This is a genomic window from Bradyrhizobium sp. Kon37 (genome assembly GCF_055807535.1).
Genome location: NZ_JBVVOY010000020.1, coordinates 114,708 through 133,286, shown reverse-complemented (window position 1 = coordinate 133,286; position 18,579 = coordinate 114,708). Strand labels below are relative to the sequence as shown.

Annotated in this window: 14 protein-coding genes; 4 read left to right on the top strand and 10 right to left on the bottom strand. The window is 64.4% G+C overall.

Features of this window, described 5'->3' with window-relative positions; translation table 11 throughout:
• Positions 1-427: 427 nt before the first annotated feature.
• Positions 428-1,567, top strand: coding sequence for an MFS transporter (locus AC0L3J_RS28985; RefSeq protein ID WP_473349268.1), 1,140 nt, complete (start codon positions 428-430; stop codon positions 1,565-1,567).
• Between the two features lie 6 nt (positions 1,568-1,573).
• Here AC0L3J_RS28985 and AC0L3J_RS28980 read toward each other — a convergent pair whose 3' ends face one another.
• Complete coding sequence (locus AC0L3J_RS28980) at positions 1,574-2,563, bottom strand: Bug family tripartite tricarboxylate transporter substrate binding protein (RefSeq protein ID WP_473349267.1); 990 nt, start codon at positions 2,561-2,563, stop codon at positions 1,574-1,576.
• A gap of 296 nt (positions 2,564-2,859) precedes the next feature.
• On the opposite strand from AC0L3J_RS28980, the gene AC0L3J_RS28975 reads away from it, so the two are divergent.
• Complete coding sequence (locus AC0L3J_RS28975; protein WP_473349266.1) at positions 2,860-5,697, top strand: ATP-binding protein; 2,838 nt, start codon at positions 2,860-2,862, stop codon at positions 5,695-5,697.
• Between the two features lie 23 nt (positions 5,698-5,720).
• Here the strand turns inward: AC0L3J_RS28975 and AC0L3J_RS28970 are convergent, their stop codons facing one another.
• The 3 genes from AC0L3J_RS28970 to AC0L3J_RS28960 form a co-directional block, all read right to left on the bottom strand.
• A complete protein-coding gene (locus AC0L3J_RS28970; protein ID WP_473349265.1) occupies positions 5,721-6,659 on the bottom strand; it encodes an aldo/keto reductase in 939 nt (312 codons plus the stop codon).
• Positions 6,660-6,752: 93 nt separating this feature from the next.
• Complete coding sequence (locus tag AC0L3J_RS28965) at positions 6,753-8,249, bottom strand: MDR family MFS transporter (RefSeq protein WP_473349264.1); 1,497 nt, start codon at positions 8,247-8,249, stop codon at positions 6,753-6,755.
• Positions 8,246-9,391 (bottom strand): HlyD family secretion protein, encoded by a 1,146-nt coding sequence (locus AC0L3J_RS28960; protein WP_473349263.1) that lies wholly within the window; start codon positions 9,389-9,391, stop codon positions 8,246-8,248. Before AC0L3J_RS28960 ends, AC0L3J_RS28965 begins: the two co-directional genes overlap by 4 nt.
• Before the next feature lie 47 nt (positions 9,392-9,438).
• On the opposite strand from AC0L3J_RS28960, the gene AC0L3J_RS28955 reads away from it, so the two are divergent.
• Positions 9,439-10,167 (top strand): TetR/AcrR family transcriptional regulator, encoded by a 729-nt coding sequence (locus AC0L3J_RS28955; RefSeq protein ID WP_473349262.1) that lies wholly within the window; start codon positions 9,439-9,441, stop codon positions 10,165-10,167.
• Positions 10,168-10,216: 49 nt separating this feature from the next.
• Here the strand turns inward: AC0L3J_RS28955 and msrA are convergent, their stop codons facing one another.
• The 6 genes from msrA to AC0L3J_RS28925 form a co-directional block, all read right to left on the bottom strand.
• Entirely contained in the window at positions 10,217-10,732 is a 516-nt protein-coding gene (gene msrA / locus AC0L3J_RS28950; RefSeq protein WP_473349261.1) for a peptide-methionine (S)-S-oxide reductase MsrA, read from the bottom strand.
• A 171-nt stretch (positions 10,733-10,903) separates the two neighbouring features.
• The gene (locus AC0L3J_RS28945; RefSeq protein ID WP_473349260.1) at positions 10,904-11,326 is read right to left on the bottom strand and encodes an OsmC family protein; all 423 of its coding nucleotides are present in this window, start codon (positions 11,324-11,326) and stop codon (positions 10,904-10,906) included.
• A gap of 112 nt (positions 11,327-11,438) precedes the next feature.
• A complete protein-coding gene (locus tag AC0L3J_RS28940; RefSeq protein WP_473349259.1) occupies positions 11,439-12,287 on the bottom strand; it encodes an enoyl-CoA hydratase/isomerase family protein in 849 nt (282 codons plus the stop codon).
• A 61-nt stretch (positions 12,288-12,348) separates the two neighbouring features.
• Positions 12,349-13,662, bottom strand: coding sequence for an epoxide hydrolase family protein (locus AC0L3J_RS28935; protein ID WP_473349258.1), 1,314 nt, complete (start codon positions 13,660-13,662; stop codon positions 12,349-12,351).
• A 233-nt stretch (positions 13,663-13,895) separates the two neighbouring features.
• Positions 13,896-14,609 (bottom strand): VOC family protein, encoded by a 714-nt coding sequence (locus AC0L3J_RS28930; protein ID WP_473349257.1) that lies wholly within the window; start codon positions 14,607-14,609, stop codon positions 13,896-13,898.
• A 33-nt stretch (positions 14,610-14,642) separates the two neighbouring features.
• Positions 14,643-15,314: a sensor histidine kinase gene (locus AC0L3J_RS28925; protein ID WP_473349256.1), complete on the bottom strand. Its 672-nt coding sequence runs from the start codon at positions 15,312-15,314 to the stop codon at positions 14,643-14,645.
• A gap of 333 nt (positions 15,315-15,647) precedes the next feature.
• Here AC0L3J_RS28925 and AC0L3J_RS28920 point away from each other — a divergent pair, with 333 nt between their 5' ends.
• Positions 15,648-18,491, top strand: a complete 2,844-nt coding sequence (locus tag AC0L3J_RS28920; protein ID WP_473349255.1) for an ATP-binding protein — start codon at positions 15,648-15,650, stop codon at positions 18,489-18,491.
• Positions 18,492-18,579: the final 88 nt, after the last annotated feature.

Sequence of the window (18,579 nt, the reverse complement as noted above, 5' to 3'; positions counted from 1 at the left end):
GCAATCCGCCCTGCCCGACTCCTCGCACCCGAACGCTGCCGCGTCCACCGCAAGCCCGGCTCGCGAACGTGACGACCCCAAGATCGCCCCTCAAGGATGAGCCGGGATGGGCGACACATACGCCAAAACCGAATTTCGGTAAAGTGGAATATTTTTGCCCGGTGGGATTGACAGGAGGGCGACACAGAGGCGGTCGTGTAGCCCGGATGGAGCGCAAGCGTAATCCGGGAAGGTGCGAAACGCAGCGCGAGCGGCCCCGGATTGCGCTGCGCTCCATCCGGGCTACGAAGCCTCACTCCTAGGTTCGCACTGGCGTTCCGACCGCCCAGGGGCCGCCTGCGACAATTCCAGTCCGCCGTGGACATAAAGACGCAACAATTGCGCGGCTTGTCGATCGTCCCGCCCTAATTCCCTCCCCGGAGTTCCCATGTCTTCTGCCGACAGGCCAGCGACACGCCTTGCGACCAGGCTTGCCTTCCTCGTCGCGGGCTTCGGCATCGCGTGCTGGGCACCGCTGGTGCCGTTCGCGAAGGCGCGGCTCGCCGTCGACGACGGCATCCTCGGACTACTCCTGCTCAGCCTTGGCATCGGCTCGGTCATCGCGATGGTTCTGACCGGCATCTTGAGCGCGCGCTATGGCAGCAAGCCGATCATCATTGCGGGCGGGCTCGGTCTTGCCCTGGTCCTGCCTCTGCTGACGATCGCGAGCTCGCCCGCGACGCTGGCGCTGGCACTCCTCGCATTTGGTGCCGCGCTCGGTTCCATCGACGTCGCCATGAACATCCACGCGGTGGAGGTGGAGCGCGCCGCGGGACGTCCGCTGATGTCCGGCTTCCACGCGCTGTTCAGCATCGGCGGCTTCGCCGGGGCCGCGCTGATGACCGCACTGCTCTCGCTGCAACTCGGCGCGCTCGCTTGCACGCTGATCTGCTCCGTCCTGATGCTGATCGCGATGCTGGTGGCCTGGCCGCGGCTGCTTCGCTCCGTGCAGGTGCAGGAGGGACCGCTGTTCGTGCTGCCGCACGGCGCCGTGCCCCTGCTCGCACTGCTTTGCGCCATCACCTTCCTGGTCGAAGGCGCGATGCTCGATTGGGGCGCGTTGCTCGTCATCGGCGCAGGCCTCGTTTCCGAGGCGCAAGGCGGGATCGGCTATATCGTGTTCTCGGTCGCGATGACGATCGGGCGGCTCGGCGGCGACGCCGTCGTCGCGCGCATCGGAGACCGCACCACATTGTTCTGGGGCAGCCTGATTGCAATCGCGGGTTTCGTGGTCCTGCTCACGGCTCCCGTCGTGGCGGTGGCTGTGGCCGGCTTCCTGCTCATCGGCCTCGGCGCATCGAACCTCGTGCCGGTGCTGTTCCGCCGGGCGGCGAGGCAGACGGTGATGCCCACGGGGCTTGCCGTCGCGGCGATCACGACCGCCGGCTACGCCGGCGTTCTCGTCGGCCCCGCCGGTGTCGGCTTCGTCGCACGCTTTGGCGGATTGCCGGTCGCGTTCTGGCTCCTGGCGGCGCTGATGGGCCTCGTCACGCTGACGGCGCGCATTGTCACGCGCGCCGACGGCTGAGCGGCCTCACAAATTGCTCAGCCCGATCGATTTGATCAGGGGCGCGAGGCTTGCGGATGTGGCCTCCACGATGCGCTGGAATTTGTCCGGGCTTGAATCGTTATCCGGCTCCATGCCCTGGGCGCGATAGCTCGCCAGAAGCGCCGTATCGGCCATGGCGAGCCGCGTCGCCTGCGCGATCCGGTCGATGATCGCATCGTCGGTGTCCTTGGGGGCGAACAGACCGAACCAGCCCTCATACCGGATGCCGGGCATGCCGGATTCGACGGCGGTCGGGATCTCGGGCGCGCCGCTCAGCCGCGTTTCGGTGGTGACCGCCAGCAGTCTGACTTTCCCCGCTTGAGCCAACTGCTGCAATTGAACGGACATGACGGCAATGACGAGCGATATCTGGCCGCTGACGAGATCGTTGGTCGCCTGCGCGATGCCCCGATAGGGCACGTGGACAATGTCCAGCGCGCCGGCCTGCTGCTTGAAGGATTCGCCGACCAGATGGTTTCCGGTGGCGATCCCGGGCGTGCCATAGGACAGCTTTCCCGGATTGGCTTTCGCATAGCTGATCAACTCGCGCAGGTTTGCGGCGGGCACCGAAGGATTGATGGCGAAAACCAGCGCGCTGTTGATCAGGCGGTAGATGGCGCGGAAATCGCCAACGGAATATCCGGGATTCGCCGACGTCATGGGAATGATGACCTGCGTGCTGCCGTTGCCGAGCAGCAGCGAATAGCCGTCGGGCTCCTCGCGCGCGACCGCCGCGGTCCCGATGGCGCCGCCCGCGCCGCCGATATATTCGACGAAGGTCGGCCCCAGCAGCGACGGCATCCTGTCCACCCAGGGGCGCGCGATCTGGTCGCCCGATCCGCCGGCTCCATAGGGAATCACCAGGCGAATGGGACGAGACGGATAGTCGGCGGCTTGTCCGTTGCGGGGAAGCGCGGTGAGCGCCGCCGCGCTTGTCAACGCGTGCACGAATTGTCGCCGCGTGAAAGAGGTCATGCTGCAAATTCCGGAAGTCGGCAGTCAATGTCGTGGCGGGACCGGCTCCCGGACCATGCCATCGCAGCAATCCGGCACCACAGTCAATGCTCCATCCGGACAAACCCCGGTGTCATCGCATTGTCACGTCGGCCTAACTCTTTACTTTCCAAGCATTATTCGGTGAGCGAGCCGACCCAAGCCGTCCACGCAGGGCTGCCAGCCCTGCCCACTGCTTTCGACCAGTTTACTGTACGCCTCGTTCTGGTAGACCAAAAAGTAATACCTTTTGACTCCCTTCGAGGGGGCGATGGCGCGTGCCAGATCGTAGCGAAGACTCGGCCATTTCCTTTGGGCCATTTCGACTGTTTCCGAAGTCACGGCTCTTGGAGAAGGAGGGCTCGCCGCTTCATGTCGGCGGCCGCGCGCTCGACATTCTCATCTTCCTTGCCGGACGCCCCGGAGAAGTCGTCGACAAGAGAGAGCTGGTCAAGCGCATCTGGGCCGGCGTCAATGTCGACGAGGGCAGCCTGCGCTTCCACGTCGCGGCGCTGCGCAAGGCGCTCGGCGACACCGGCAAGTCGGCCCGTTACGTCGTCAACGTGCCGGGCCGAGGCTATTGTTTTGTCGCCTCGTTCGCTCAGGCAGCTCCGCCGGCCGCCCCGCTCCCGGCCGAAACCGCCCCTCCCCGCTCCCTACCCGCTCAGCTCACAAGGATGGTCGGCCGGGAAGATGTCATCGAGAAGATCTCGAACGGACTTTCGCTCTATCGCTTCATGACCGTCGTCGGCCCGGGCGGCATCGGCAAGACCTCGGTCGCCGTCACCGTCGGGCATCGCCGTTCCCAGGATTTCGACGGGCGAGTCTTCTTTGTCGATTTCGGTCCGCTGAGGGATGCCAGTCACATCGCGACCACCATTGCTTCGGCGCTCGGACTGACCATCAGCGCGGAGGATCCGACGCCGGCCCTGCTGACGTTTCTGAAGACCGGCCCGGCCCTGCTGATCTTCGACAGTTGCGAACATGTGTTGGATCAATTGGCGCCGCTCGTCGAGCACATTGTTCGCGAGGCACCGCAGCTCCGCGTTCTCGCAACCAGCCGCGAATCGTTCCGCAGCGAAGGCGAGCGGATTTTCCGGCTGTTCCCGCTGGATTGTCCGCCCGAGCGCGAAGGGCTTGCTGTCGACGAGGTCCTTGCCTATCCCGCGGCTCAACTCTTTGTGGACCGCATTGCGCAGAGCTCGGGCCCGTTCCAGCTCAGTGCAGAGGAGGCGCCCCTCGTCGCGAGCATCTGCCGGCGCCTCGACGGCATAGCGCTGGCGATCGAGCTCGCGGCGGGCCGCGTCAATGCTTACGGCATCGCCGGCACGGCATCCCTGCTCGACAGCCGCTTTTCACTGCAATGGCGGGGCCGGCGTACCGCCGTGCCGCGGCACCAGACGCTCGCTGCGGCTCTCGACTGGAGCTACGACCTTCTGCCCGTCGCGGAGAGCGCCACGCTGCGACGCCTGTCGGTCTTTGCCGGGCCGTTCGCGCCGGAGGCAGCTGCGGCGATCGCGTCCGGTGACGGCCTCAACGCATCCGAGACTCTCGAAGCAATCGACAGCCTGGTGACCAAGTCGCTGATTTCGCCGTCCGGCTCGCGGACGCTGCGCTATCGGCTGCTCGACACCACGCGCACCTATGCATATGGAAAACTCAACGAGCTCGGCGAAGCCAGGCAGTTCGCGCGGCGTCATGCCGAGCACTTTCGCGATTTATTCGAGCGCGCGGAGGCCGATATTTCGACGCCGCTGCCCGAATGGCTGGGCGTCTATGGCGCGGAGCTGGACAATGTGCGCGCGGCGCTGGACTGGGCCTTCGGGCCCGACGGCGAGGCGAGGCTCGGTGTCGCGCTGACGGCGGCCGCGGTCACGCTGTGGGTGCGTCTTTCGCTTTTCGCGGAATGCCGTGAGCGCAGCAGAACGGCGCTCGCAGCGCTCGGAGACACCGCCGACGACGACCGCATCCGCATGCAGCTCCTGTCGGCGCTCGGCTGGTCGCTGATGTATGGCGAGGGTCGCGCGCGCGAGGCGCGGCCGATCCTCGAGACGACCCTTGGGCTTGCTGACAGGCTCGACGACAAGGATTTCCGGCTGCGCGCGCTCTGGGGCTTGTGCATCGACCAGTTCAACAACGGACAGTTCGGCAAGGCCCGTGCACTCGCCGATCGCTTTGCGAACGCAGCTGCGAACTCGCCCGACAAGACCGATGTCATGCTGGGCGACCGGCTGATGGCCGTGGCGCTGCACTATCTCGGGGATCAGAACGAGGCTCGGCTACGCATCGAGCGGGTCAATGCATCGCTGCATGTGTTGGCGGAGAAGCCGAAAATCTTCCCGCTCGATCTGAGAATCTCGACGCAATATTTTCGGGCTCGCATCCTGTGGCTTCAGGGCCTCGCCGATCAGGCTCAGGCCCTTACGGCCCGAAACATCGAGGAAGGCCGGGCCAACGGCCACGCGCTGACCTTCTGCAGCGTGCTTGGACAAGCCGCCTGCCCGATCGCCTTCTGGTCCGGCGATTTCGACGCTGCGGAGCGTCACGGCGCCGAGCTGCTCGAACACACCGAGCGCCACGCGATCCGGCTGTGGGGCCTGTGGGCGCGGGCCTTCAATGCCGCGGTCATGGTCAAGCGCGGCGATTCGACCGGCCTGCCGCTGCTGCGCGAGGAGCTCAATCGCGCCGGCGATGCGCGCTTCCTGCCACGCTTTCTGCCCCTGCTCGGCGAGCTCGCCGCGTGTTCCGGAGAGGCCGACCAGATCGATCGCGGCCTCGACGTGATCGAGGACGTCCTGACCCGCTGCAACGACCGGCAGGAGCTCTGGTATCTGCCGGAGCTGATCCGCATCAAGGGAGAATTGATGCTCAGGAGCACTCGGCATTCAGAAGACGCCGAGGCGCACTTTCGCGAGGCCATGGACATTGCCGTCCAGCAAGGCGCGCGCTTCTGGGAGCTGCGAAGCGCGGTCAGCCTGGCGCGGTACATGAACGGGGCTGGCCAGAGCGCGGAAGCCTTGGCAATTCTGGAACGCGCATGCGGGCCCTTCACCGAGGGCGCGGGCATCGCAGAGATCCGCAGCGCCCATGATTTGATCGAGCAGCTCCGGGCTTGACGAGTCGGCTGACCGGCACCGATTCATCCAGCCCGCGGGATGAATCCGGGCACGCCGGTCTCGACGACCGTGTTGAACCTGATGTTTGTCGTGATCTGGTCCCTCATCTGTCGCATGGCATCTTCGGGCAAGGCTGAAATATCGAAGTTTTCCTGGATGCGCCGGGGATTGGTCGAAGTCGTCAGGAAAGCGGTGCCGCGCTGGACGGCCCACGCCAGCGCAATTTGAGCCGGTGTCTTGTGCAAGCGTTCCGCGATGGCAGTGATCACCGGATCAGCCAGGACGTTCGGCTTCATCGCGTGTCCCAGCGCTGCAAACGCCTGCAGCACAATTCCGTGCTCTCGACAGAAGTCGAGCAGGTCCCATTCGGGGAGATACGGATGCGATTCGACTTGCACCATGGCGGGCCTGATCCGCGCCACCGCAACGATCTCGCGCAACTTCTCCAGGGTGATGTCCGACAGGCCGATCGACTTGCAGTGCCCCTCGTCGACAAGGCGTTCCAGCGCCCCCCACGTCTCCGCCAGCGTAACCCCTGAATCATAGATGACCCGACCGTGCTCATCCCTCGGGTCCTGCTCGTCGCCGGGTTGAAAGGCAAAGGGCGTATGGATGATGTAGCAATCGATCTCGTCGAGCTGCAGCCGTTGGCGACTGGCGTCGAAGGCAGGCCTGACCCGTTCCGGCCGATGATTGGTGTTCCATAGCTTCGTCGTAACGAACAGGTCCTTGCGCTGAAGCGTCCCCGCCTTGAAGGTCTCCTGCAGCGCGTCGCCGACCGCTTCCTCGTTGCGATAGCGCTCCGCGCAATCGAGATGTCGAAATCCGGCCTCCAATGCAGCCTTGGTGGCCCGCCTGGTCACGAGTGGATCCGGAATGAGTGTGCCGAATCCCACCGCGGGAATCGTCCCCGACCCGTGAGTGGGAATCCTCGTATAACGAAGCGTATCTGACGAAGTCATGCTCATACTCCTTTGGTTGTCCTCGGCTCCCTCAAAAGTGAGGGACGAGGTATTCGAAGTTGACGATGCGATGTCGCTCCACGGCACTAGGCGTTAACCGGTCGGCCGCGGCTTACGGAGAAAAAACACGAGCGGAATCACGACGAGCATGGCGAACATCAGGATCTCGAACTGGTCGATGACCGCGACGGTCGCCGCCTGACGCGTGACCATGCCGTCGAGGGCGGCAAGGCTTGGCTTCGCGATCGGCCCCCCGACGAATGCAGCGACTCGGTAGGGCGTGAGGTTCTTTGCGAGTGCGACGTGCACAGCCTGCGTGTTGGCGTAGAAGAAGAGCTGGACGACCGCGATGCCAATGGTGCTGCCATAGAGGCGCGACAGGTTGATCAACGCGCTGCCTTCCGGGCGGAGCTTCGGATCGAGCGTGCCGAACGCGGCCCTGGCGAGCGCGGGCAGCAACATGCCGAGACCCGCTCCCTGGAGCAGGCCGGCCTCGACCACCGGCCGCCAATCCATCGCCGGTGAATAGCCAAGCATCAGCCAGTTGGCATAGACCACCAGCGTCATTCCACCCACGAGGAACGGCCGGTAGTCGATCTGCGCGGGGACCAGGCTCGTCAGCACCAGCGCTCCCACCAGCGCGACGCCGCGCGGAACAGTCATGTATCCGGTGGTATCGACGGGGTAGTTGAGCAATTCCTCCAGCATCGGGGACGTCAGGGCCAGGGTCGGCAGCAGCACGAAACCAAGCGCGAAGGAGATGACCGTCGAGAGCACAAGATTGCGGTCCCTGAACAGCGCCGTGCGGAGAAAGTGCTCCTTTGTCGTCATGACGTGCACGATGAAGAGATAGAAGCCGAGCACGGAGGCGCCCGCCTCGATCCAGATTTCCGTCGAGGCGAACCATTCGAGGCGCTCCCCGCGGTCGAGCAACATCTGCAACCCGATCATGCCGACGGAGAACGTCGTCAGGCCGAAGAAGTCGAAGGGCTGGCTCCGCTCCGCCCGCTTCTCGCCGAGCAGCTGAGCCATCGTCAGGAAAATGAAGCCCGTCATCGGCAGGCTGAAATAGAAGATCGCGGGCCACCCGTAATATTCACTGAGCCAACCGCCAATGGCCGGGCCGCTGCTGATGCCGAGCAGGGAGCAGACGGTCCACGCCAGGCTCATGCGCGCATGTCGCACCGGCGATGTCGCCTCGAGCAGGATCGCCAGCGAGAGCGGCGCAAGAGGTCCGCTCGCCGCGCCCTGGAGGATTCGCGCCAGCACGAACTGGATCGAGGTCGTCGCCAGTGTGTCGAGGGCGAGACCCAACACGAAAATCGTGACGGCGGCCTGATAGACCACTTTCCGGCCGTAGCGTCCCGCCAGCCATTGCGTGATCGACATGGTCACGGCGCTCGCGGCGATATACGAGGAAAACACCCAGCCGACTTCGTCATTGGCCATCGAGAGCGTCGCCTGAATATGGGGTAGCGCCGCGTTCGGTATCGAGATGTTGACAGCCTGCATGTAGGTCGCCATGAGGGCGGCCGCGGCGATCGCGTGATGACCGCCGGGCGCAGTGGTCGATGGGATGGGCGTACTCATTTGCCCTCCGTCGCGAGCGCGGGTTGGAGCAGATTGAGCCAGGTGCGGCGATAGCCGGTATCAACCCGTGCCGTCACGCTGATGCCCGAGAACAGCGGCCGGCTTGGATCGAGATCGTCGAGTTCCAGGCGCACCGGCAATCGCTGGACGACCTTGACCCAGTTTCCCGTCGCATTCTCGGGCGGCAAGAGTGAGAAGTCCGAGCCGGTGCCGGGACTCATGCTGACGATGTGCGCCTTGAACTTGCGATCCGGATAGGCATCGACGTCGATCGTCGCCTCCTGGCCCGGGCGCATGTGGGTCAAGCCGGTCTCGCGAAAATTCGCCTCGACCCAGACGTGCCGGCTCGACATCAGCGAGAACGTCGGTGCCCCGGCATTGACGAAGCCGCCGATCTGGAGATCGTCGACCTTGGTCACGATGCCGTCGTCCGGCGCCGTCACGGTGGCATAGGAAAGATCCAGCCGCGCACGGTCGAGCTGTGCTCTGGCCGCGCGAACGGTCGGATGGTGATCGACGTCGATATCGGCATCGCCATTGAGGGCAACGACCGTGTTGGCGATCTGCTGTTCGATCGACACCATGCGGTGGCGAGCGACCTTCATGTCCGTCTCGGCCCGCTCATAGACCGCGCGTGGCGTGAAGTCGGAGGCAACCAGCATCTTCTTGCGGTCGAATTCGCGCTCGTCGAAGGTAGCCGTCTCTTTGGCCGACTGCAGCTCCGCCTGCTGCTGACGATGGGTCGCCTTGAGGGATTCGATCTGGAGCCGCGCACTTCCGAGGCGCGCCTCGGCCTGGTCGACGGCAATTTCATAAGGCTCCGGGTCGATGCGAAACAGCACCTGCCCCCGTCGGACGCGCTCGTTGTCACGCACGGCGATCTCGACCGCCTGGCCGGAAACCCGGGCATTGATGGTCACCTTGGCGGCGCGAACAAATGCGTCATCGGTCGAGACATATTGCTCCTGCGCCAGATAGATAAAGGCGCCGACCACGGCCACCGCCATCGGCAGCGCGAGCATCAGCGGCCGTCGCAGCCGCTTGCCGAGCCCTGCCCCGAACCTTTGCGCGGCAGCCTCGCTCGGGCGGAAACTGTTGCGATCGCCGAGCCCGCCGGCGATTGGCGCGAAATCGAAACGCATCGAAGGATCCTCGGGTTCAATCTATTTAATAACGCTCGTTACAAATATTGCACTCCAACGCGGCGATCAAGTGGGCGACCTTGATTTTTATAACGATCCATACAAATATATGTGTGGAGCATGGCAACCGGGGTTCTGACGAAATGGCACGGAAAAAGAGCGAAACGAGCCCGGCGCGCCGGGGACGGCCACCGGCCTACGACGCAGAGACGGCATTGAGGCGGGCAACGGAAACGTTCTGGAGGACCGGCTATTCCGGTACCTCCCTGGACAAGGTCGCTGCAGCGACCGGGATGAGTCCGCCGAGCCTCTATGCGGTGTTCGGCAACAAGCATGCGCTCTATCTCGAGGCGCTCGCGCGTTATTGGGAGATCAGCCTTGCGGCAACGCGTGAGGCTCTCGCCGGGGACCATCCCTTGGACGAAGCGCTGATGCTGGCCTATGACGCGGCGCTGTCGATCTACTTTTCCGGGAAGGGAGCCGCGCGCGGCTGCTTCGTGGTGGGGACGGCGGTGACCGAAGTCGCTGAAGATGCCGCGATCCGGAGCAGCGTTGCGGCGGGACTGCGCATGATAGATGCCGATTTCGAAGCCCGCTTCCGCCTCGCGCAGGACAAGGGGGAGCTGAAGCGCGACGCCGATCCGGCGGCGCTTGCCATTCTCGCTTCAGCCACGATGCACACCATTGCCATTCGCGCCCGTGCTGGCGCCCGCCGCTCGGAGCTGAGGGAGATGGCCCGAAAAGCGGTCGATGTGCTCTGCGGATCCCCGCGGTGACCTCGCGGATTTCGGGCATGGCTCTCCCCGGCAATAGCGCCGACCAGCTTTAGCCTGCCGCTGCAGCCCCGCGCCGCGGCAGCTTCCAGTCGGGGCGGATGAAGTGGCAGGTGTAGCCGTTCGGATAGCGTTCGAGATAATCCTGATGCTCCGGTTCGGCTTCCCAGAACTCGCCCGTGGGCGCGACCTCGGTCACGACTTTGCCAGGCCAGAGACCGGATGCCTCGACGTCTGCAATCGTGTCCTTGGCGATCCGCTTCTGTTCGTCGCTCGTGTAAAAGATCGCGGAGCGATAGCTCGTGCCCAGATCATTGCCCTGGCGGTTGAGCGTGGTCGGATCGTGGATCTGGAAGAAGAATTCCAGCATGGTCCGAAAGCTGGTCTTGGCGGGATCGAAGGTGATCTCGATCGCTTCGGCGTGGCCTTCATGGTTGCGGTACGTGGCATTCTTCACCGCGCCGCCGGTGTAGCCGACGCGGGTGGAGACCACGCCCGGCTGCTTGCGGATCAGATCCTGCATGCCCCAGAAGCAGCCTCCGGCCAGAATTGCGCGTTCTGTTGTCATATCTCCACTCCCAATTGATCCGTCTGTCCGCTCTGCATCCGTCGCATCCTATGCTTATGGCGGCCCGGCCGAAAGCCGGGCCTTTGTCCATCCAGTTCCATTCGCGGAGGCCAAAGCTTCGACGGCCCCAGCTCCCCAACCAGAACCAGATGGACATAAATTAAGCCCGCCCTAGATCAGCTTGGCGTCGAGCGTGATTGCGGCGTTGAGCACTTTCGACACCGGGCAGTTCTTCTCGGCCTCGCCGGCGATGCGGGCAAAGCCGGCATCGTCGAGGTTCGGCACCTTGGCACGCAACGTCAGCGCCGATTTGCTGATCTTGAAGCCTTTGCCTTCCGGCTCGAGGCTGACCGCGGCCTCTGTCGAGAGTTCGTCCGGCGTGAAGCCGGCGAGTTGCAGGCCGAAGGCCAGCGCCATGGTGAAACAGCCGGCATGGGCCGCAGCGATCAACTCCTCGGGATTGGTGCCCTTCTCGTTCTCAAAGCGGGTCTTGAACGAGTAAGGCGTCGCGGCGAGCACGCCGGATTCGCTCGATAGCTGACCGGTGCCATCGCGACCGGTGCCCTTCCAGACTGCTGTTGCCTTCCGGATCATCTCAATTCTCCTGGTTGATTTTTTAGCACCGGCGCTCGGTACCGAAGGAAAGCGACATTGGCACGACCACCTGTCGCCGTTCCGGGCCCGGCCGAACGCCGCGGTGGTTCCGTTAGGCGCCAATTTGTCCGACGTGGAAGCCGAGCCGGTTCTCGACGTCACCGGCGCGGTGGAAGCCGCGCGACATCAGTGCCTTGATGCGGGTCTGGCTCGCGGGGCGGCCGAGCGAGGCCAGGAAGGCGTCCCATTCCGGCTTGATCTCGACATCCGGCGGCAGGCTTGCGACGTCGACGAGGCGCTTGGTCTCGGCAATCGCCTCCTTGTCGAAGGACGCGATGCGCATAGCCAGCGCCTCGACGAAGCCATCGAGCTCGGCATCCGGCAACGACCGGTTCACATAGCCGTAACGTTCAGCGAGATCGCCGTGGATGTCATCGGCGCCAAGCAGAACTTCGAGCGCGCGGCCGCGGCCCATCAGGCGCGGCAACCGCGCCATCGGCCCGCCGCCGGGCACCAGGCCCGCACCCACTTCCCATTGCGACAGAATCGCCTTTTCGCGGCTGGCAAAGCGCATGTCGCTCGCGAGCGCCAGCTCGCTGCCGACGCCGGTCGCGCGGCCCCGGATCGAGGCAATCGAGACAACCGGCGCACGGCTGAGACGCACTAGCATGTCGGGCAGCGCCTGCAGGCCGGTCGGCCCGGGCGGGATACGAAGCGAATCCTCCAGCGGCGCGAGGAAGTCGTAATGCGTGATGAAGAAGCCTTCGACGGCGCTGTCGAACACCACGACCTTCACCTCAGGATCGGTCTCGATCGCCTTGACGACGTCGTCGAGCAGCGGAAGCTGCTTGGGGCCGAAGATATTGACCGGGGGCATGTCGAAGGTGACACGCCAATACGACGGCAGCCGACGTTCAACGCGGATTTGGTCGGTCGTGAAGGTGCGTTCGGGGCGGTTCATGATTGCATTCCTGTCTGTGGGGAAAGAAGGGAACGCGCGGAAGTGCGCGTCCCCGCAGGTCTCAGATCGACTGACGCAGCGGTCGGAAGGCGGTGCGCATTTCCGCGGAGAACAGCGCGGGCTGCTCCCAGGCGGCGAAGTGGCCGCCCTTGTCGAGGCGGTTGTAGTGCATCAGCTTCGGATAGGCCTTCTCGGTCCAGCTGCGCGGCGCGGCGTAGATCTCGTCCGGGAAGACGCTGACGGCGACCGGGATCTTGATGTGCTTGGGCTCGAAGAACACCAGCTTGTTCTCCCAGTACAGCCGCGCCGAGGACACCGCGGTGTTGGTGAGCCAGTAGAGCGCGATGTTGTCGATCACGTCGTCCCGCGACAGCCCTTCCGTCTTTCCCGCGAAAACCCGGGCAATCATCGCGGTGCTGCGCGCATCATGGTCGAGCATCCAGGACGCGAGGCCCGCCGGCGAATCCACCAGGCCATAGAGCGTCTGCGGCCGGTTGGACATCTCGATCGCGTAGCCGAGACCGTGCTTGTAGAAATCATCGAGCTGATCGTAAGCGTAGCGCTCGTCGGCCGAGAGGTTCGACGGCCGCGATCCGCCGGGCTGAAGCGCCTTGGCGATGTCGTCCGGAACGGTCGCGGGCATATTGGTGTGGATGCCGAGCAGTTCCGGCGGCGCGATCACCGCCATCTGCTCCGTCACGGCATTGCCCCAATCGCCGCCTTGCGCGACATAGCGGTTGTAGCCGAGCCGCTTCATCAGCACGATCCATGCGCGCGCCACGCGCTGGGGGTCCCAGCCCAGCTCCGTCGGCTTCCCGGAAAAACCGTGACCGGGCAGCGAGGGGATCACGAGATCGAAGGCGTCCGCCGCCGTCGCGCCGTGTGCGGTGGGGTCGGCGAGCGGGCCCACGATCTTCATCTGCTCGATAATCGAACCGGGCCAGCCATGCGTGACAATCATCGGCAGCGCGTTTTCTTGACGCGAGCGAACGTGAATGAAGTGGATGTCGACGCCGTCGATCTCGGTGACGAATTGCGGCAAGGCATTTAGCCGCGCCTCGATCTTGCGCCAGTCGTAGTCGTTCTGCCAGTAGCTCACGAGCTGCTGCACCGTCGTCAGTTGCACGCCCTGCGATTGATCGGCAACGATCTCGCGATCCGGCCAGCGCGTCGCCGCGAGACGGCGGCGAAGATCGAGCAGATCCTGCTCGGGCACGCTGACGTGAAACGGGCGAACCACCCCGCTCACGCCCGCCTTCGCGGAATGCAGCGGCAGCAGGCTTGAGACGCTTGCGGCAACCGCAGCCATCGCGGCCTGGCCCAACAGTTGACGGCGGTCTGGATTGAGAATGTCGATACGTGCTTGCGTGGTCATGTTCGATCTCCCTGGCTTTGGTCGGTGACGCTGACCGAATTCGACATCAACGCCTCGGTTCGTCATGCAGAGAGATTGGCGCAGGCCCTGGCAATTTGCTCGTTATGGGTTGTTAGACCGCGTTAGCCGTTGCGAGCCGCGATGCGCGCCGCCAAAGCAACACGGCGCGCGATGAGCTCAGTCATCACGCGCCGCGTCGGCTTGCATCAGTCCAAGAATCCGTGCTGTCCAGCTCAGGATGGCAGCGGCTGGCCCGCCTGCTCGCGGACGATGTAATCGGCGTACCAATCGGCCCAGTTCTCGTCGTGCCCGCCGGTCCGCTTTTCGTGCTCGCCATGTGCCGCCGCCGCGCGGCGCAGTGCTGCGACCAGCGCAGCCTGCGAAGCGAATGTCGTGCCGTCGTCCGCGATCCGTCCCGGCAATCGCGTCGTGACCTCCTGGAACAACCAGCCATTGCCGTCGGGATCGCTGAACGACGCATATGAGCCGTAGCTGCCGCGCTTCGGGTCGGCACCGCTCACCCGAACGCTGCCGGAGAGATAAGGCTCGTCGGTCCCGGCGTGAACATCGCCGGCACCGTGGAATGGAGCGCTGACCTCGACGCCGCGGTCGAGCAGATCCGTTCGCGCCGCCTCCAGATCGGAGACGATCAGGTACAAGCCTCGCGCCGAGCCCGGCGCTGCCGCGGTCACGTTCCTGCCGAAGATCACCGAGCAGGCCGAACCCGGCGGCGTGAACTGGATCACGCGCCAGTCATCGCCGGAGGCAAAATCGGCGTCCAGTCGCCAACCGAGACGCGCGTAGAAGGCCTTGGCGCGATCGACATCCGACACGGGGATCACGATCACCTCGAGGCGCTGATCGACGCTAGGCGAGGTCGACGGCGTCTTCGCAGACTTGTTGGAAAGCTTGGCCGCGGCGTCGCGGTCGATTTCGGTAGTGGCCATGTCGAACTCCCTGGGTTGGATCTAAGACGAGCTTCAAGCAGCTGCAATCGGCATCACGATGGTTACGCGTGTCCCGTCTTCTCCCGCTTCGCCCTGCAGCCGGGCGTGAATGCTGCGTGCGAGTCCTTCGAGAATCCGGCTGCCGGTGCCCTGAAGCGGCCCGGTCGCGCCGATCCCGTTGTCTGTTACCGTGCAGAACCAGGCGCCGTCGCGATTGGCCATCTCGATGCGGATCAGTGCGTCATTCCTGTTCGGGAAGGCGTGCTTGGCCGCATTCGTCACCAGCTCCGTCAGCATCAGCGCAAGCCGATGGCATTGCGACGCCGGTAGCGTGCCGCTTTCGATCGCCGCCTCGCAGCGAATGCCCGCGGGCTCCAGCACGGCCTCGGAAATCGCTCCACACAGGTTTTCGAAGAAGGCCGCCACCGGGATCGCCGTATGGTCGTCATTGTCGGACAAGAGCTGATAGAGCCTGCCGAAGGCGACGATGCGCCGCTCGAGCCGGTCCGCTGCAAGCGACACGTCCCTGGTACCTGTTCTGGTGAAATCGCGGCGGACTGACGCACCGAGTATCGTCAGCGTGTTCTTCATCCGATGGTGCGATTCCCGCAGCACGAGCTCCCAGTCACGCGACTGATCGTCCAAACTTGCCACAAATTGAGATCGAACGACGTCGTCATTCGGCCGAGCATCGATACCGGACATCGTAGCCTCCCCGTTGGAATTAACGCCAAACTCGGAACGGATACTGGATGCAGTTCGCGTGCATTGCTCGTTAGACGTTGCAAGATTCTGTTATGATGGCGGTACGACGACCGGCACTCCGAACGTGAGCTGGTCGGTCAAGCAAGCTGCCGGGTTGTCCAGATCGGTTCGAAAGAGGCTCGCGTTTGAGCACAATTTGCGACGGATCGTCGCGCGCGACCGGCCAATTGCCGGCAGCCTCCACGCGATTTCGCCACTTTCGACCAGTTTACTCAGGGTTCCCTTCTGCTAGATCAAAGTGCAGAGTTCAGCTCTCACTGGAATGATTGGCCCGTGCCGGACGCTAACAATCAGGATTCGGCCATTGCTTTCGGGCCATTCCGGCTGTTCGCAAAGACGCGGCTGCTCGAGAAGGACGGCGCCCCGGTTCACCTCGGCGGCCGCGCGCTCGACATTCTCGTTTTTCTCGCCGAGCGCGCCGGCGAGGTCGTGGACAAGCGTGAGTTGATCCGGCGGGTCTGGGCGGACGTGAATGTGGACGAAGGCAGCCTGCGCTTTCACATCACGACGCTGCGCAAGGCCTTGGGCGATCCGGGCGAAGGCTCCCGCTACGTCGTCAACGTCCCCGGACGAGGTTATTGCTTCACGGCCGCGCTGCTCCCGGCCGCCGCTTCGGAGAGCCGGACCAGCCTGCCCGTTGCTGCGCCGCGCTCGCTGCCCTCGCCGCTCGCGAAGATGATCGGGCGGGACGATGCGGTCGAGAAAATTTCCGCCGAGCTTGCCTTGCATCGCTTCGTCACGATCGTCGGCCCCGGCGGGATCGGCAAGACCTCGGTCGCACTGGCCGTGGCGCATCGCGAGTTCCAGGCCTTCGACGGCCAGGTGTGTTTTGTCGATTTCGGCGCACTGAGAGAAACCCGGCTCGTTACGGGAACGATTGCGGCCGCGCTGGGCCTGACAGTCAATTCCGACGACCCGATGCCGGGGTTGCTGACATTCCTGCGCAGCCGGCGGATGCTGCTGGTCTTCGACAGTTGCGAGCACATCCTCGACGATCTCGCCCCTCTGGCCGAGCGCATCGTCCGGGAAGCGGGCGAGCTGCATATTCTCGCCACCAGCCGCGAATCTTTCCGCGCCGAAGGTGAGCGTGTCCATCGGCTGTTTCCATTGGATTGCCCGCCACAGCGCGACGGGCTCGGCATCGCCGACATCCTTGCCTATCCTGCAACTCAGCTCTTCGTGGAACGCATCGCAGAGAGTCTGAGCGAATTCGAGCTCAGCGAAGAGGATGCGCCGCTCGTGGCCGATATCTGTCGTCGGCTGGACGGCATCGCGCTCGCGATCGAGCTCGCGGCCGGGCGTGTGAATGCCTATGGCATCGCCGGGACCGCCTCTCTGCTCGACAGCCGTTTCTCGCTGCTGTGGCGCGGGCGGCGCACCGCTGTGCCGCGGCACCACACCCTGAGTGCGGCACTCGCCTGGAGCTATGATTTGCTGCCGGCAACCGAAAGCGCAACGCTGCGCGGATTGTCGGCATTCGTCGGGCCATTCACCTTGGAAGCCGCGCTTGCGGTCGCATCCTGTCAGGGCATTGGCGAAGCAGAAGCCGCCGAGGCGATCTCCAATCTGCTTTCCAAATCGCTGATCGCGACCTCGCCTGCGGAGCGGCGGCTGCGCTATCGCCTGCTCGACACCACACGTGCCTTCGTCGCGGACAAGCTCGTCGAGAACGGCGAAGCGGACCGCGTCGCACGCGCCCACGCCGAATATTTCCGCGACTTCCTGCGCGACATCGCTCTCCAATCCACGGGCATGCAGAGTGCCGGCGGCTTTCTTCCCTATGCCGACCACCTGCCCAATGTCCGGGCCGCGCTGACCTGGAGCTTTTCGGACGGCGGGAACCGAACGATTGCCGTGGATCTGGCGACATCAGCGGCGCAATTCTTTCTCGAACTGACACTGCTGACGGAATGCTACCGCTGGACCCAGCAGGCGCTGGCGTCCCTCGACGCGAGTGCGGTGGACGGCCGCAATGAAATGATCTTGCAGGCGGCGCTCGGCGTCTCCGCGATGTTCACGCAGGGCAATACCGAAGCGGTCCGCTCGGCGTTCACGCGCAGTCTCCAGCTTGCGCGGGAGCTCCAGGATTTGCACTGGCAGCTCTGGCTGCTGCGCGGATTGCACATCTACCTGACCAGGGTCGGGGATTTTCACGGAGCGCTCGGAACCGGCGAACAGGGCGAGAGCGTCGCGCGGAAGCTGAACGATCCCGCCAGCACGCTGAATGTCGAATGGATGCTGGGCGTCGCCCATCATTTGATCGGCAACCAGGACAAGGCGGTGCAGCTCTGCGAGAGCGCGATGTTGCATAATCCCGGCTCGCAGCGGCTGAATATCGGGCATCTCGGCTATGACGACCGCATCGTCGCACTGGTGGCGCTGGCGCGCGGGCTTTGGCTCACCGGCCGGCCCGATCGTGCGATCGAGGCGTCGCGATACACCATTCGCGAAGCCGAGCTGCTCGAGCAGCCGCTCACTCTCGGTATTTCCTTGATCTGGACCATCTACGTGTTCCTCTGGGTCGGCGACCTGGCCAATGCGGAAATCCTGATCGAGCGGTTGATCGATCATTCCGCGCGGCACTTCCTCGGGCCCTATCACGCGGTCGGCATCGGCCAGAAGGGTGAGCTGCTGCTTCGCCGCGGCGACGTCGCCGCCGGCATCGAGCACCTCCGCCGCAGCCAGGCCACGCTGTACGCGACGCGACATCGGATCATGACGACGGTGTTTGCGACCGCGCTCGCGGAGGGGCTTGCCTCCCAGAACCAAGCCGACGAAGCCTTGCAGACCATCAATGATGCCATCGCGGAGATCCCCGATCATGGCGAATCCTTCGACATGCCGGAGATGCTCAGGGTCAAGGGCGATATCCTCGCCCGGTCGGGCAATGCCGCGGAGGCCGAAAGCTGCTTCCGGGACTCGCTCGATCTGTCACACCGCCAATGCGCGCTCGGCTGGGAGCTGCGGGGGGCAGTCAGTCTCGGACGGTTCTGGCGCCAGGCCGGAAAAGCCGGAGACGCACGCGCCCTGATCGCCCCTCTCGTCGCGCGGTACCAAGAGGGCCTCCAGACCCGTGATCTCGTCGCGGCCAGGGAGCTCCTTGCGGCGCTGAATTGAGTGTATCTTCAACGGGATACCGTAAGGATATCCGCTCGCAACTCCTAACAAATTCTAACACGCCAAGCCGCATCTGCCCCGCCATGGT

What these genes read in the sequence shown, in the direction of transcription:
- AC0L3J_RS28985 (WP_473349268.1), top strand. Translation starts at nt 428, where the DNA reads ATGTCTTCTGCCGACAGGCCAGCGACACGCCTTGCGACCAGGCTTGCC.
- AC0L3J_RS28980 (WP_473349267.1), bottom strand. Translation starts at nt 2,563, where the DNA reads ATGACCTCTTTCACGCGGCGACAATTCGTGCACGCGTTGACAAGCGCG.
- AC0L3J_RS28970 (WP_473349265.1), bottom strand. Translation starts at nt 6,659, where the DNA reads ATGACTTCGTCAGATACGCTTCGTTATACGAGGATTCCCACTCACGGG.
- AC0L3J_RS28965 (WP_473349264.1), bottom strand. Translation starts at nt 8,249, where the DNA reads ATGAGTACGCCCATCCCATCGACCACTGCGCCCGGCGGTCATCACGCG.
- AC0L3J_RS28960 (WP_473349263.1), bottom strand. Translation starts at nt 9,391, where the DNA reads ATGCGTTTCGATTTCGCGCCAATCGCCGGCGGGCTCGGCGATCGCAAC.
- msrA (WP_473349261.1), bottom strand. Translation starts at nt 10,732, where the DNA reads ATGACAACAGAACGCGCAATTCTGGCCGGAGGCTGCTTCTGGGGCATG.
- AC0L3J_RS28945 (WP_473349260.1), bottom strand. Translation starts at nt 11,326, where the DNA reads ATGATCCGGAAGGCAACAGCAGTCTGGAAGGGCACCGGTCGCGATGGC.
- AC0L3J_RS28940 (WP_473349259.1), bottom strand. Translation starts at nt 12,287, where the DNA reads ATGAACCGCCCCGAACGCACCTTCACGACCGACCAAATCCGCGTTGAA.
- AC0L3J_RS28935 (WP_473349258.1), bottom strand. Translation starts at nt 13,662, where the DNA reads ATGACCACGCAAGCACGTATCGACATTCTCAATCCAGACCGCCGTCAA.
- AC0L3J_RS28930 (WP_473349257.1), bottom strand. Translation starts at nt 14,609, where the DNA reads ATGGCCACTACCGAAATCGACCGCGACGCCGCGGCCAAGCTTTCCAAC.
- AC0L3J_RS28925 (WP_473349256.1), bottom strand. Translation starts at nt 15,314, where the DNA reads ATGTCCGGTATCGATGCTCGGCCGAATGACGACGTCGTTCGATCTCAA.